General features: G+C 61.7%; 13 protein-coding genes. 8 read left to right on the top strand and 5 right to left on the bottom strand.

What is annotated here, in order from left to right; genetic code table 11:
- Positions 1-278: hypothetical protein (locus tag ACIOVF_RS06305; protein WP_401288254.1), on the top strand; the 278-nt coding region annotated here is incomplete at its 5' end.
- A gap of 208 nt (positions 279-486) precedes the next feature.
- On the opposite strand, the gene ACIOVF_RS06310 is transcribed toward ACIOVF_RS06305, so the two are convergent.
- Together ACIOVF_RS06310 and ACIOVF_RS06315 are read right to left on the bottom strand one after the other, a co-directional pair.
- Positions 487-1,980 (bottom strand): CoA-acylating methylmalonate-semialdehyde dehydrogenase, encoded by a 1,494-nt coding sequence (locus ACIOVF_RS06310; protein ID WP_045197105.1) that lies wholly within the window; start codon positions 1,978-1,980, stop codon positions 487-489.
- Between the two features lie 72 nt (positions 1,981-2,052).
- Entirely contained in the window at positions 2,053-3,399 is a 1,347-nt protein-coding gene (locus tag ACIOVF_RS06315) for an aspartate aminotransferase family protein (RefSeq protein ID WP_093376384.1), read from the bottom strand.
- A gap of 237 nt (positions 3,400-3,636) precedes the next feature.
- Here ACIOVF_RS06315 and ACIOVF_RS06320 point away from each other — a divergent pair, with 237 nt between their 5' ends.
- From ACIOVF_RS06320 to ACIOVF_RS06345, 6 genes are all read left to right on the top strand, one after another.
- Complete coding sequence (locus ACIOVF_RS06320; RefSeq protein ID WP_401288258.1) at positions 3,637-4,656, top strand: AbrB family transcriptional regulator; 1,020 nt, start codon at positions 3,637-3,639, stop codon at positions 4,654-4,656.
- Positions 4,657-4,704: 48 nt separating this feature from the next.
- On the top strand, positions 4,705-5,619 hold the full coding sequence (locus ACIOVF_RS06325) for a LysR family transcriptional regulator (RefSeq protein ID WP_093376392.1): 915 nt from the start codon (positions 4,705-4,707) through the stop codon (positions 5,617-5,619).
- Between the two features lie 62 nt (positions 5,620-5,681).
- Positions 5,682-6,344: a TetR/AcrR family transcriptional regulator gene (locus ACIOVF_RS06330; protein ID WP_093376396.1), complete on the top strand. Its 663-nt coding sequence runs from the start codon at positions 5,682-5,684 to the stop codon at positions 6,342-6,344.
- A 9-nt stretch (positions 6,345-6,353) separates the two neighbouring features.
- A complete protein-coding gene (locus ACIOVF_RS06335; RefSeq protein ID WP_401288263.1) occupies positions 6,354-6,938 on the top strand; it encodes an IMPACT family protein in 585 nt (194 codons plus the stop codon).
- 337 nt (positions 6,939-7,275) lie between these two features.
- A complete protein-coding gene (locus ACIOVF_RS06340; protein ID WP_401288265.1) occupies positions 7,276-7,956 on the top strand; it encodes an SDR family oxidoreductase in 681 nt (226 codons plus the stop codon).
- Between the two features lie 115 nt (positions 7,957-8,071).
- The gene (locus ACIOVF_RS06345; RefSeq protein WP_401288267.1) at positions 8,072-9,427 is read left to right on the top strand and encodes an 8-oxoguanine deaminase; all 1,356 of its coding nucleotides are present in this window, start codon (positions 8,072-8,074) and stop codon (positions 9,425-9,427) included.
- A gap of 4 nt (positions 9,428-9,431) precedes the next feature.
- On the opposite strand, the gene ACIOVF_RS06350 is transcribed toward ACIOVF_RS06345, so the two are convergent.
- Entirely contained in the window at positions 9,432-10,520 is a 1,089-nt protein-coding gene (locus tag ACIOVF_RS06350; RefSeq protein ID WP_093376411.1) for a calcium:proton antiporter, read from the bottom strand.
- Positions 10,521-10,666: 146 nt separating this feature from the next.
- On the opposite strand from ACIOVF_RS06350, the gene ACIOVF_RS06355 reads away from it, so the two are divergent.
- Complete coding sequence (locus ACIOVF_RS06355) at positions 10,667-11,620, top strand: adenosine deaminase (protein ID WP_045197089.1); 954 nt, start codon at positions 10,667-10,669, stop codon at positions 11,618-11,620.
- Positions 11,621-11,829: 209 nt separating this feature from the next.
- Here the strand turns inward: ACIOVF_RS06355 and ACIOVF_RS06360 are convergent, their stop codons facing one another.
- Positions 11,830-12,546 carry a helix-turn-helix transcriptional regulator gene (locus ACIOVF_RS06360; protein ID WP_045197087.1) on the bottom strand — a complete coding sequence of 239 codons (717 nt, stop codon included), beginning with the start codon at positions 12,544-12,546 and terminating at the stop codon, positions 11,830-11,832.
- A 432-nt stretch (positions 12,547-12,978) separates the two neighbouring features.
- Positions 12,979-13,896 carry a LysR family transcriptional regulator gene (locus ACIOVF_RS06365; protein ID WP_045197085.1) on the bottom strand — a complete coding sequence of 306 codons (918 nt, stop codon included), beginning with the start codon at positions 13,894-13,896 and terminating at the stop codon, positions 12,979-12,981.
- Positions 13,897-14,001: the final 105 nt, after the last annotated feature.

Here is a 14,001-nt window from a genome sequence, read left to right on the forward strand (position 1 = left end):
ACAAGCACCCACACGAATTGCTTGATTCAGTTGTTAAAGAGCGGTTGGTTAAGAGCTTTTCGTCTCAACCGAGGCGCGCATTCTACGCTTTCCTCGTGGCCTGTCAAGCGTTTATTTTGAAGTTTTTCGTTTCACTTCAAACACTTGACTCGCTGCGATCTCTCGTAGCGGGAGGCGAATTCTACAGCGTTTCAAACCGCTGTCAACTGCCTTTTTCACCGCTGCCGATCTTTCGACCGAAGCCCTTCCGGATGACCCTGGAACCGCTAACTCTTTGAAAATCAAGGAGTTTTCAGTTCCGACTGCGCCGGAAGTGGGGCGAATTATAGAGAGATCTGCGGGGGCGTCAAGGACTTATTTCAACTTTGTTTCAGCGGGGGCGTTTTGGCTATAAGCAGCAAGCTTCAAGCTGCAAGTAAAAGCAGAGGCACCGCGCTCAACTTGAAGCTTGTAGCTTGTAGCTTGCAGCTTGCAGCTGTTAAAGCCTTAAAGGCTCGGGAAGGCAAACTGCGACGCTTCATGGCTGGCACGTTGCGGCCAGCGCTGGGTAATGGCTTTGCGGCGGGTGTAGAAACGCACGCCATCCGGGCCATAGGCATGCAGGTCGCCGAACAGCGAACGCTTCCAGCCGCCGAAGCTGTGGTAAGCCACCGGCACCGGCAGCGGAACGTTGACGCCGACCATGCCCACTTCGATCTCGTCGCAGAACAGGCGCGCCGCTTCACCGTCACGGGTAAAGATGCAGGTGCCGTTGCCGTATTCGTGTTCGTTGATCAGGCGCATGGCCTCTTCCAGGCTGTCGACGCGTACCACGCAGAGTACCGGCCCGAAGATCTCTTCTTTATAGATGCTCATCTCGGTCGTCACGCGGTCAAACAGGGTGCCGCCGACAAAGTAGCCGTCTTCATTACCGGCAACCCGGTAGCCACGGCCGTCGACCACCAGCTGCGCACCAGCAGCCACACCTTGGTCGATGTAGCCAACCACCTTGTCACGGGCGGCGGCGGTAACCAGCGGGCCCATGTCCAGGCCGCAGGAGGTACCGGCACCAATCTTCAACGCCTTGATCTGTGGTTCGAGTTTGGCGATCAGCGCATCGGCCACCTGGTCGCCAACGCACACGGCCACCGAGATCGCCATGCAGCGCTCGCCGCAAGAACCGTAGGCTGCGCCCATCAGCGCGCTGACCGCGTTGTCCAGGTCGGCATCAGGCATCAGCACCGCGTGGTTCTTCGCCCCGCCCAGGGCCTGAACGCGCTTGCCGCGCTTGGTGCCTTCGGCATAGATGTACTCGGCGATCGGCGTCGAGCCAACGAAGCTCAGGGCCTTGACCTCTGGCGCCTCGATCAGCGCATCCACCGCTTCCTTGTCACCGTGCACAACGTTGAGCACGCCTTTAGGCAGGCCGGCTTCATGCAGCAGTTGGGCAATCAGCAGGGTCGAGCTCGGATCACGTTCCGATGGCTTGAGGATGAAGCAGTTACCGCAGGCGATTGCCAGTGGGTACATCCACAGCGGCACCATGGCCGGGAAGTTGAACGGGGTAATACCGGCCACTACGCCCAGCGGCTGGAAGTCGGACCAGGCATCGATGTTCGGGCCAACGTTGCGGCTGTACTCGCCTTTGAGCACTTCCGGCGCGGCGCAGGCAAACTCGACGTTCTCGATACCGCGCTTGAGTTCACCGGCGGCGTCTTCCACGGTCTTGCCGTGCTCTTCGCTGATCAGCTGGGAGATACGCGCTTCATTCTGCTCCAGCAGTTGCTTGAAGCGGAACATTACCTGGGCGCGTTTGGCCGGCGGCGTGTTGCGCCAGGCCGGGAAGGCGGCCTTGGCCGAGTCGATGGCCTGCTGCACGGTTTGCTTGCTGGCCAGGGCAACCTTGTGGATGGCCTGGCCAGTGGACGGGTTGAAGACATCGGCGGTGCGCGTGTCGGCAGCAACCAGTTCGCCGTTGATCAGGTGTTGAACAGTGCTCATGCAGAACTCCAGAAAGAGGGTATGCCTGGGCGCGAGATCACTCGCGCCCGCTGCTTATATATAGAGGGAGAATCAATCGACCTGGTTGATGGCCTCGCCGACCGCATCGAACAGGCGGTCCAGTTCCTGCGGCTGGCTGTTGAAGGTTGGGCCGAACTGCAGGGTGTCGCCGCCGAAGCGTACATAGAAGCCGGCTTTCCACAGCTTCATGGCGATCTCGTATGGACGCACGATGGCGTCACCGTCGCGGGCGGCAATCTGGATGGCGCCGGCCAGGCCGTAGTTACGGATGTCGATGATGTTCTTCGCGCCCTTGACCCCGTGCAGCACCTTCTCGAAGTGCGGCGACAGTTCGGCGGCCGATTGCACCAGGTTTTCTTTCTCCAGCAGGTCCAGCGCGGCGAGACCGGCGGCGCAGGCGACCGGGTGCGCCGAGTAGGTGTAGCCGTGGGGGAATTCCACCGCGTATTCCGGGGTCGGCTGGTTCATGAAGGTCTGGTAGATCTCGCTGCTGGCGATCACCGCGCCCATCGGGATGGCGCCGTTGGTGACTTGCTTGGCGATGCACATCAGATCCGGGGTGACGCCGAAGGCATCGGCACCGAACATCGAGCCCATGCGGCCAAAGCCGGTGATGACTTCGTCGAAGATCAGCAGGATGTTGTGCTGGTCGCAGATTTCCCGCAGACGCTTCAGGTAGCCCTTCGGCGGTGGCAGTACACCTGCAGAACCGGCCAGCGGCTCGACAATCAGCGCGGCGATGTTCGAAGCATCGTGCAGCTCGATCAGCTTGAGCATTTCATCGGCCAGGGCGATACCGCCCTCCTCCGGCATGCCTTTGGTGAAGGCATTGCCCGGCAGCAGGGTGTGCGGAATGTGATCGACGTCGAGCAACTGGCCGAACAGCTTGCGGTTGCCGTTGACGCCACCCAGGCTGGTACCGGCGATATTCACCCCGTGATAGCCACGGGCACGGCCGATCAGCTTGGTCTTGGTGGCCTGGCCTTTCAGGCGCCAGTAGGCACGGACCATCTTCACCGCGGTGTCGGCGCACTCGGAACCGGAGTTGGTATAGAAGACGTGATTGAGGTTGCCCGGGGTCAGGTCGGTGATTTTCTCGGCCAGCTGGAACGACAGCGGGTGGCCGAACTGGAAAGCCGGCGAGTAATCGAGCACGCCCAATTGGCGCGATACTGCTTCCTGGATCTGCTTACGGGTGTGACCGGCGCCGCAAGTCCACAAGCCGGACAGGGCGTCATAAATCTTGCGGCCCTTGTCGTCGGTCAGGTAGCTGCCTTCGGCGGCGACGATCAGCCGTGGATCGCGCTGAAAATTGCGGTTGGCGGTGTAGGGCATCCAGTGGGCGTCCAGCTTGAGCTGGCTGGCCAGACCGACAGGAGCGTTTTCAGGCAGATTCATCGGACAAGTCCTCGCAAGGCAATTGGGCAGCGACAAGTGTTGTTGTGCCTAAATTGGCATGGGCTTAAGGTTTGGAAAATCTGGCTTTTCTAATCTTCAGATCACCACCGGCTAAACATTAATTCACAACATCCAGCCGCAACGATGTTACAAAGTGTTTCCATGCACCCCGGCAAGGCGCATGATGCGGGCGGCCCCTTCAGGAGACTTGGCGCAGGACGCGCAAGCACACTCACCATGAAAACCATCCTGTGTTTACTGATCTGCGCCCTGGTTGGCGCCGCCGTACAGTTTGCCGGTGTGCCTCACGGGCTGTTGCTGGGCGCCATCGTCGCCAGCGCCATGTTGGTCAGCCGGCTGCGCTTTACCCCCGACCTGCGCTTTGGTCTGGAATACGTGCAACTGGTCATGGGTATCGCCACCGGCTTGATGTTCGAAGCCTGGGACAGCGACACGGTGGCCAGCATCCTGCCGAGCCTGGGTTTTCTGCTGCTGTGCCTGAGTGCGCAGATTGCCATCGCCGGCCTGTGGCTGTTCAGGGGGTGCGGCTGGAACCTCAAGGATTCACTGCTGGCGGTGTACCCCGGCGCCCTGGCTGCGGTGTTCGACTTGCTCGAGTCGGAACGGGCTTCGAGCAAGGTGATCGTTGTGCACCTGATGCGCCTGGTGTCGATTACCCTGCTGGTCAGCCTGAGCATTCGCGCCGGTAGCGATGTCCCTGCAAGCGCGAGCACCGCGCTTAATCCAGGCCTGTTGCTGACCCTGGCGTCGCTGCTTGCCCTGTGCATCCTGCTCGGGCGCCTGCTGCTCAAGCTTGGTGTTCCTGCGCCCTTCATGCTCACGGCGATCATCGCCACGGCGGCCTATGTAAAGCTGGGCTTGCTCCAGGCGTTTCATCTGCCCGGCTGGAGCGTCGATTTTGCCGCGCTGATCCTCGGTGTGCTGATCGGCGCCAGGTTCAGGGAAATCAGCCTCAAGGAGCTGGTCCGTCACGGCGGCGCCGGGCTGATGTCGGTGGGCCTGATGCTGCTGGTCGCTGCCGTCTTTGCCGGGGTGGCCGCCAAGGTGCTAGGCAGTGATCCATTCACTTTGTGGCTGGCCTACATGCCCGGGGCCATCGAAACCATTGCCATCGTCGCCTTCAGCGGTGGGCTGAATGTGGTATTCATCCTGACGCACCACCTGCTGCGGATGGTCGTACTGCACTTTGCCCCGGCCCTGCTCGTCCAGGCGCGCCGCTGGCGCGAGAATGTCTGATCAGCGTATGTTGTCTGCCTTTCATGTTCCTCAACGCAAAGGCATCGCGTGAAACGTCCACAACCCCTGGCCCAGGTCAGCGATTTCGATATCCGCCTGCTGAAGATCTACCGCAGCGTGGTGGAGTGCGGCGGCTTTTCGGCCGCCGAGAACGTCCTGGGCATCGGCCGCTCGGCCATCAGCCAGCAGATGAGCGACCTTGAGCAGCGCCTGGGCCTGCGCCTGTGCCAGCGCGGCCGCGCCGGTTTTTCGCTGACCGAGGAGGGCCGCGAGGTGTATCAATCGGCGTTGCAATTGCTCAGCGCCCTGGAAAGCTTTCGCACCGAGGTCAACGGCCTGCACCAGCATTTGCGTGGCGAGCTGAACATCGGCCTGACCGACAACCTGGTGACCCTGCCGCACATGCGCATCACCCACGCCCTGGCCCAGCTCAAGGACCGCGGCCCGGACGTGCGGATCCAGATCCGCATGATCGCCCCCAGCCAGGTCGAGCAAGGCGTGCTCGATGGCAGCCTGCACGTTGGCGTGGTGCCGCAGACCAGCCCGCTGTCGGGCCTTGAGTACCAGCCGCTGTACAGCGAACGTTCGCTGCTGTACTGCGCGGTCGGTCATCCGCTGTTTTACGCCGACGACCGGCAACTGGACGATGAGCGCCTCAACAGCCAGGACGCCATCGCCCCGACCTTCCGCCTGCCCGCCGATGTCCAGGCCCATTACCAGGCGCTCAACTGCACCGCCAGTGCCTCGGACCGCGAAGGCATGGCCTTCCTGATTCTGACCGGGCGCTACATCGGCTACCTGCCCGACCACTACGCGACCTTCTGGGTACAACAAGGCCGGCTGCGGGCACTCAAGCCCGCCGAGCGCTTTTATGACCTGAGCCTGTGCTGGGTAACGCGCAAGGGCCGGCGCCCGCACCTGGTCCTGGAAAGCTTCCTCGAAAGCCTGGCGGCTACTCGCTGAGGGCTAATGCTGGTAGGTTAGCCAGTCATAAGAGATACCCATTGCCTTGTCTGGAATCGTTCATGACCTTTGAAGTCCCTGCGCATCGCCTCCAAGCCTCGGGCAAGCCCGCCGGCCGCATTCGCCAGAAGAACGAGCAGGCCATCATCCAGGCCGCCGAGGACGAATTCGCCCGCCACGGTTTCAAGGGCACCAGCATGAACACCATCGCCCTCAAGGCCGGGCTGCCCAAGGCCAACCTGCATTACTACTTCACCAACAAGCTCGGCCTGTATGTGGCGGTGCTGAGCAACATCATCGAGTTGTGGGACAGCACCTTCAACGCCCTGACCGTCGACGACGACCCGGCCCTGGCCTTGAGCAGCTACATTCGCACCAAGATGGAATTCTCCCGGCGCAACCCGCAAGCCTCGCGGATCTTCGCCATGGAGATCATCAGCGGCGGTCAGTGCCTGAGCGACTATTTCAGCGAAGACTACCGTGCCTGGTTCAAGGGCCGTGCCGCGGTGTTCCAGGCCTGGATCGACGCCGGCAAGATGGACCCGGTCGACCCGGTGCACCTGATCTTCCTGCTCTGGGGCAGCACCCAGCACTATGCCGACTTCGCCACCCAGATCTGCCAGGTCACCGGCCGCAGCCGCCTGACCAAGCAGGACATGGAAGATGCCAGCAACAATCTTATCCAAATTATTCTTAAAGGCTGTGGCCTGACACCTCGCGACTGAATCTGCCTTATGCCTTTTACCCTGCTCGACACCTGCGAGTTTCGCGAAGAGATTCGCAAGAGCCGTTTCATCACCCTGGCTGCACCAATCAGTAGCCCGGCCGAAGCCATGAGCTTCATCGAACGCCACAACGACCTCGCCGCCACCCACAACTGCTGGGCCTGGAAACTGGGCGGGCAATACCGCAGCAGCGACGACGGCGAACCCGGCGGCACCGCCGGGCGGCCGATCCTGGCGGCCATCGAGGCGCAGGACTGCGACCAGGTGGTAGTCTTGGTGATCCGCTGGTACGGCGGCATTCAACTGGGCACCGGCGGCCTGGCCCGCGCTTACGGCGGCGGCGCCAACAAGTGCCTGCAGCAGGCAGAAAAGCGCTTGCTGGTCAGCCGCAGCGAACTGACCTGCAGTTGCAGCTTCAGCGAATTGGCACTGCTCAAATTGCGCGTGGCCGAGGCTGATGGCCTGGTGCTGGACGAACAGTTCACCGCCAATGGCGTCGACCTGCGTCTGGCCCTGGGCGAGGAACAGATCGAGGCGCTGCAACGCCAGCTGGCCGACCTCAGCCGTGGCCGCATCCTGCTGGAACGGGCCTGAACATTTGCTCACATTCACTGTGGGCCCGGCTGTGGATAAGCTCTGGGCATTCGCCTGCGAGCCTTTAACCACGGGGCCTGCAGAAGAACGATCATATTTTGATCAAGATTTCATGACAGCGCTTGAACTGGCGAAAAATCAGTAAGTTATCCCCAGTTACTGCGCATGCAAGCCACCACTACACGGCTTGTACCCAGCCTGCATGCTTGCACACAAATACTGTGGAGCAAGCTGTGGATAAGCCGTGCACCCCTGCGCCAACGGCTTGCCGGGCCACGGCTTGGCTAGACTGGTTATTCTTTGATCAACGTTTGATAACCCTCGAAAGGAGTTCTCCATGTCCACGAACAAAACCGCCCTGATCATCGGCGCCTCGCGCGGCCTGGGCCTTGGCCTGGTGCAACGCCTGGTGGAAGACGGCTGGAACGTGATCGCTACCGTGCGCGACCCGGCCAAGGCCGATACCCTCAGCGCCCTGCCCGGCGTGCAGGTCGAAACCCTGGAAATGAACAGCACCAGCCAGCTCGATGCCCTCCAGCAACGTTTGCAGGGGCAGGTGTTTGACCTGCTGTTCGTCAATGCCGGGGTCATGGGCCCGGGTGACCAGAACCCTGAGCGCGCACAACTGGCCGATGTCGGCGAGCTGTTCCTGACCAATGCCGTATCGCCCATTCGCGTGGCCCAGCGCCTGGCCCCGCAACTGCGCGAAGACGGCGTGCTGGCGTTCATGAGTTCGATCCTTGGCAGCGTCGCCATTCCCGACGGCAGCGAGATGTGCCTGTACAAGGCCAGCAAGGCGGCCTTGAACTCGATGATCAACAGCTTCGTTACTCTGCAACAGCCACAGCAAACCGTCCTGGCCATGCACCCGGGCTGGGTGAAAACCGACATGGGCGGGGAAAACGCCGAGATCGACGTGCTCACCAGCACCCGCGGCATGCTTGAGCAGATCAAGGCCAATGCCGGCAAAGGTGGCCTGCAATTCACCAACTACAAAGGCGAAAGCCTGATCTGGTGAAACCTCGCGCGGTGGGTGTAGACTCGACACCTCGCCCACCGCGGCGGACCTGGATCAGCAGACAGGGCAACACTGAGCTGGCTAACCTGAACCCACTTTCAGAGGAGCCGGCACCATGCCTGCGACCCGTATCTGGTTGAAAAACCCCCTGGCCATCTTCACCGCCAACACCCTCGACGCCCGTGGCGGCCTGGTCATCGAAGACGGCCGTATCAACGAAGTTCTCGGCCTAGGGCAAGCCCCGGCCCGCCCCTGTGGACAAGTCTTCGACGCCCGCGAACACGTGGTGCTGCCGGGGCTTATCAACACCCACCACCACTTCTACCAGACCCTGACCCGCGCCTGGGCGCCGGTGGTCAATCAGCCTTTGTTCCCCTGGCTGAAAACCCTCTACCCGGTCTGGGCCCGGCTGACCCCGGCCAAGCTTGAACTGGCGACCCGCGTGGCCCTGGCCGAGCTGTTACTGTCGGGCTGCACCACTGCCGCCGACCACCATTACCTGTTCCCCGATGGCCTGGAAAACGCCATCGACGTGCAGGTCGAAGCGGTGCGCAAACTGGGCATGCGCGCCATGCTCACCCGTGGCTCCATGAGTCTGGGCGAAGCCGACGGCGGCCTGCCGCCGCAACAGACAGTGCAACAGGGCGAAGTGATCCTGGCCGACAGCCAGCGACTTATCCACAGCTACCACGAGCGTGGCGACGGTGCGCAGATCCAGATCGCCCTGGCCCCCTGCTCGCCGTTCTCGGTCACCCCTGAGATCATGCGCGCCAGCGCTGACCTCGCCGCAGAGCTGGACGTGCGCCTGCACACCCACCTGGCTGAAACCCTCGACGAAGAAGACTTCTGCCTGCAGCGTTTCGGCCTGCGCACGGTCGATTACCTCGACAGCGTCGGCTGGCTCGGGCCGCGCACCTGGCTGGCCCATGGCATCCATTTCAATCCGGACGAGATCGCCCGCCTGGGCGCCGCCGGCACCGGCATCTGCCATTGCCCGAGTTCAAACATGCGCCTGGCTTCGGGCATCTGCCCGACCCTGGAACTGACCGGCGCCGGCGCGCCAGTGGGCTTGGGCGTGGACGGTTCGGCCTCCAACGACGCATCGAACATGATCCTCGAAGCGCGCCAGGCCCTGTACCTGCAACGGCTTCGCTATGGCGCCGAGGCGATCACCCCGGAGCGGGTGCTGGGCTGGGCCACCCGCGGCTCGGCGCAGTTGCTCGGGCGTACCGACATCGGCGAACTGGCGGTGGGCAAACAGGCTGACCTGGCCTTGTTCAAACTCGATGAACTGCGCTTCTCCGGTAGCCACGATCCACTCTCGGCGCTGCTGCTATGCGGCGCCGACCGCGCTGACCGGGTCATGGTCGGCGGCCAGTGGCGGGTGACCGATGGCCAGATCGAAGGCCTCGACGTGCAGAAACTGATCGCCGATCACCGTCAGGCCGCCGCCCAGTTGATCGCTGGCTGAAGGCTCAAAGGCCGAGCAATGCCAGCATGATGAAGGTGGCGAACAGCACGAAGTGGGTCATGCCCTCGATCGCGTTGGTTTCGCCATCGTTCAGGTTGATCGCGCTGACAATCAGGGTGATGAAGATCATCACCGTTTGCACCGGTGTCATGGCCATCTGGAACGGCTGGCCAGTGTAGAGCGCCATCGCCTCCATCAGCGGAACGGTCAATATCACCGTGGACAGCGACGCGCCCAGGGCGATATTGACCACCGACTGCATGCGGTTGGCCAATGCTGCGCGCAAGGCAGTGAGAATCTCCGGGGCGGCAGAAATGGCCGCCACCACAATAGCCATCAGCACCGGCGGCGCGCCGCTGCCTTCCAGGCCGTAGTCCAGGGTGTGCGACATGACTTCGGCAAGCAGGCCGATGATCACCACGCCGCTGACCAGAATCGCGATCGAGCGGACTTTATTCACCGGCGCCGGTGTACCGCCCTGCGGGTCGCGGCGCTTTTTCTGTGGATAGCTGTAACTGAAGAAGTAACTGTGCGGCCCGACCTGCATGCGCAGGAACAAGGCATAGAGCACCACCATCGCGGCGATGGTGAACCCCGAATAGAGCTTCCAGTCGGCCCGCGGAATGAACTCCGGCACCACCATCGACACGCCCATGGCAGTCATGATCATCACGCTATAGGTGCGCGCCGAATCATCGTTGTACGACTGCTCGCCATGCTTGAGCCCGCCCATCAGCGCGGCCAGGCCGAGGATGCCATTGATGTCGAGCATCACCGCCGAATAGATGGTGTCCCGCACCAGGGTCGGCGACGCCTGGTTGCTCATCATGATCGCCAGGATCAGCACCTCGACCATCACCGCCGACAGGGTCAGGATCATGGTGCCGTAAGGGTCGCCGACTTTTTCCGCAAGCAGCTCGGCGTGCTGGGCCACGCGCATCGAGGCACAGATGATCGCCGCCACCAGCACCGCGCCGGCAAACAGCGCCAGGCCATGGCCATGTCCGAGCAGCTGGCCCTGCAGCGGCCAGGCCAGCGCGGCCAGCAGCACTGCGAGCAGCAGCGGCTTTTCCTGATTAAGAAGTGCAAGCATCGGCGGCCCTGCGCAGGTGGGTACTGGCTAGTGACTGTAGTCACTGTAGAAGGTTTCCCCGGCCAACCGCCTGGTCAGCTTTCTCCGCGCGGGCAGCGCAAGCTCTGTAGAATGGCGGCAACCGCACCTGATGAGATTTCACCACTATGTACGACTGGCTTAACGCTCTGCCCAAGGCAGAATTGCACCTGCACCTGGAAGGATCGCTGGAGCCCGAGTTGCTGTTCGCCCTGGCCGAGCGCAACAAGATCGCCCTGCCCTGGAATGATGTCGAAGCCCTGCGCGACGCCTACGCGTTCAACAACCTGCAAGAATTTCTCGACCTCTACTATCAGGGTGCCGACGTATTGCGCACCGAGCAGGACTTCTACGACCTGACCTGGGCCTATCTGCAGCGCTGCAAGGCGCAGAACGTGATTCACACCGAGCCGTTCTTCGACCCGCAGACCCACACCGATCGCGGTATCCCTTTCGAAGTGGTGCTCAACGGCATCAGCGGCGCACTCAAGGATGGCCAGCAACAACTGGGCATCAGCAGCGGCCTGATCCTCAGCTTCCTGCGCCACCTCAGTGAAGAAGAAGCGCACAAGACCCTCGACCAAGCCCTGCCGTTTCGCGATGCCTTCATCGCCGTCGGCCTCGACAGCTCGGAAATGGGCCATCCGCCGAGCAAGTTCCAGCGCGTGTTCGACCGTGCCCGCAGTGAAGGCTTCCTGACCGTTGCCCACGCCGGTGAAGAAGGCCCGCCCGAGTACATCTGGGAAGCCATCGACCTGCTCAAGATCCAGCGGATCGACCACGGCGTGCGCGCCATCGAGGACGAGCGGCTGATGCAGCGGATCATCGACGAGCAAATCCCGCTGACCGTCTGCCCACTGTCCAACACCAAGTTGTGCGTGTTCGACCATATGAGCCAGCACAACATCCTCGACATGCTCGAGCGTGGCGTGAAGGTCACGGTCAATTCCGATGACCCGGCGTACTTCGGTGGCTACGTCACCGAGAACTTCCAAGCCTTGCATGAACACCTGGGCATGACCCAGGAACAGGCACGGCGCCTGGCGCAGAACAGCCTGGATGCGCGGTTGGTCAAACCCTGACGGGCGGAAGGTGGGAACGGATTCGCCACGAAGGGTCGCACAGCGGCCCCAAAGACCGGACTGCGATGCAGTCCTTCGCGGCGATCCGACGTACCGGTGAATCTGCTCCCACTCCGCCCCCCGGAAGTTGTGCCAACCCCGAGTGTCACGGCATCTGCCTTCGGGCGCATTGTCAGCAGCGACCTCGCCAGACACCGTACCTCCTGGGTTCAGCCAGCAGTCTTCAACACGGCAACCTGGGCCATACGGTTGATGTGAGCCAGACCTGCGGCACTGATCTGCAGCATGCGCGAGGTTTCACTCTCGCGGATCCAGCCAGACTGCAAGAACAGCTTGAGCAGGCTACTGCCCAGCGCGCCGCCCAGATGCGGGCGATGATCGCTCCACTCACTGCAACAGCGGCAACTGCTGAAGCTTCGACGTTGATGCTGGGCCAGCGCCTCGATGAAAATGCCGTAGGTGGCGAACTGGCTACGTCCATACTGGGTGACTTCGATGTGCTGCTCGCTGCCCTCCAGCCAGCCAGCATCGAACAGGCGCTGATAAAGGTCCGCCGCCAGCTCGCCCCCCAGGTGATCACCGCACAGCCTCGCCCGGCGCATGGACAACGGGATGCCGCCCACCTCTTGTTCGCGGCTGTCTTCGGGGGTTTTGACCTGAACACTGGCCAGCGCTTCGACAGCCGCGCCGACCTCCGGCGCGGCCAGCCTGAAATAACGTTTGCGCCCCCGCGGCTCCAGCTTCAACAAGCCACTGGCCGACAACCTGGCCAGGTGGGCACAGGCCGAAGAAGGCGTCAGCCCGGCCATGCTGGCAAGCTCATCGGAAGGACGGGCCATACCATCGATCAAGGCCCATAGCATTGCACTGCGTTTCGGGTCGGCCAACAAGCTGGCGATCTGGCTGATACTTGTTACTGGCTTCATATCTCAAACTCCCTGCGAGATCATGTCTGATATCGATTGATTAACCATGTCGGCAGCATTTACTGCGAGGTGTCCGATGCCAGAAAAGCAGGAAGTGGAAGTTATCAGAACGTCGTGTGAGAGGCGTCAGTTGCCGCCCTGGACATGGAAGTATCTCTCGCTGGAAATGACTGCTGGATCCATTATAAGCCGCGTTGCGCGAACTTAATCCGGTGGATCTCCATGGTATGGGCAACCTTGGCAGGGGCCGTCTTAAAAGGCTCTGCAGAGACGTTTGCACATCTGCAGCCCAAGCCCCACGTTACATATCTTGCCCGCAACTGGCGGATTATTCTTGACGTTATATCGCCAGATAAAACCTACAATAAATTTTACTGTAACTCACAAATGCTACCTGCTAACCACGTAGGAATGTGGGAAATTCAAATTACTTTAGCCTGTAATACCAGGCAACTTCTCAAACAATGCCTGACAACGAGCTCGAAGCATATTTCGCAACAATTGCACCGGCTTGCCCAGTTGCGCCCGGTGCGTGCACATCAGGTTCAACGGCGCGGCTTCACCATGCACGTGAGGCAACAGTAACCTCAAGCGTCCGGCCTGCACGTCATAGGCCACATCCAGCCAGGACTTGTAAGCGATGCCGACACCCGCCAGCGCCCAGCGCCGAACCACATCGGCATCGTCACAAAAGCGATCGCCGCTGACGCTCACGCCCACCTCATTGGCGCCCTCGCCAAAGCGCCAATGGTCATGCACGCGGTTGCCAAGCTGGTACAGCAGGCAATTGTGCTGGGCCAGATGCGCGACTTCCATCGGCGCGCCGTACCGGGCCAGGTAGGCGGGTGAGGCACACAGCACCCGACGGTTGTCCGCGCACACTGGCAAGGCCACCAGGCTTGAGTCTTCCGGGGCGCCATAGCGCAGGGCGATATCGGCCGGCTGGCGAAACAGGTCGGCATTGCGGTCGCCCAGCAACAGGCGCAGGTTCAGTTGCGGATGTTCGTGCTGCAGTTCATCGAGCCACGGCAACAGTACGTTGCGACCAAAATCGGACGGTGCCGACAACAGCAAGGTACCGCTGACTTGATCCTGCCCATGGGCCAGGATTCGCCGGCCCTCCTCCAGGCTCGCCAGGGCGGAACGGGCATGCTGCAAAAATCCCTCGCCCTCGGCGGTCAACCGCAGGTTGCGGGTCGAACGCGCCAGCAGGCGCACGCCCAATTGCTGCTCCAGACGCTTGAGCGAGGCGCTGGCCACCGCCGGTGACAAGTCGAGCAGGCGCGCCGCCGCCGACAGGCTGCCCAATTCGGCGGCACGAACGAACAACTGCAGATCATCGATACGCACCCAACACACCCGCCATTATCAAAATAATATTGAAAGTATCTGTAGTTTTAGCGGCTTTTAACCGCAAGTGAAAGCACCAATCATGGCCCGCATTGACTACCCCAC

The sequence above is a fragment of the Pseudomonas sp. NPDC087612 genome (assembly GCF_044743505.1).
Lineage (GTDB): Bacteria > Pseudomonadota > Gammaproteobacteria > Pseudomonadales > Pseudomonadaceae > Aquipseudomonas.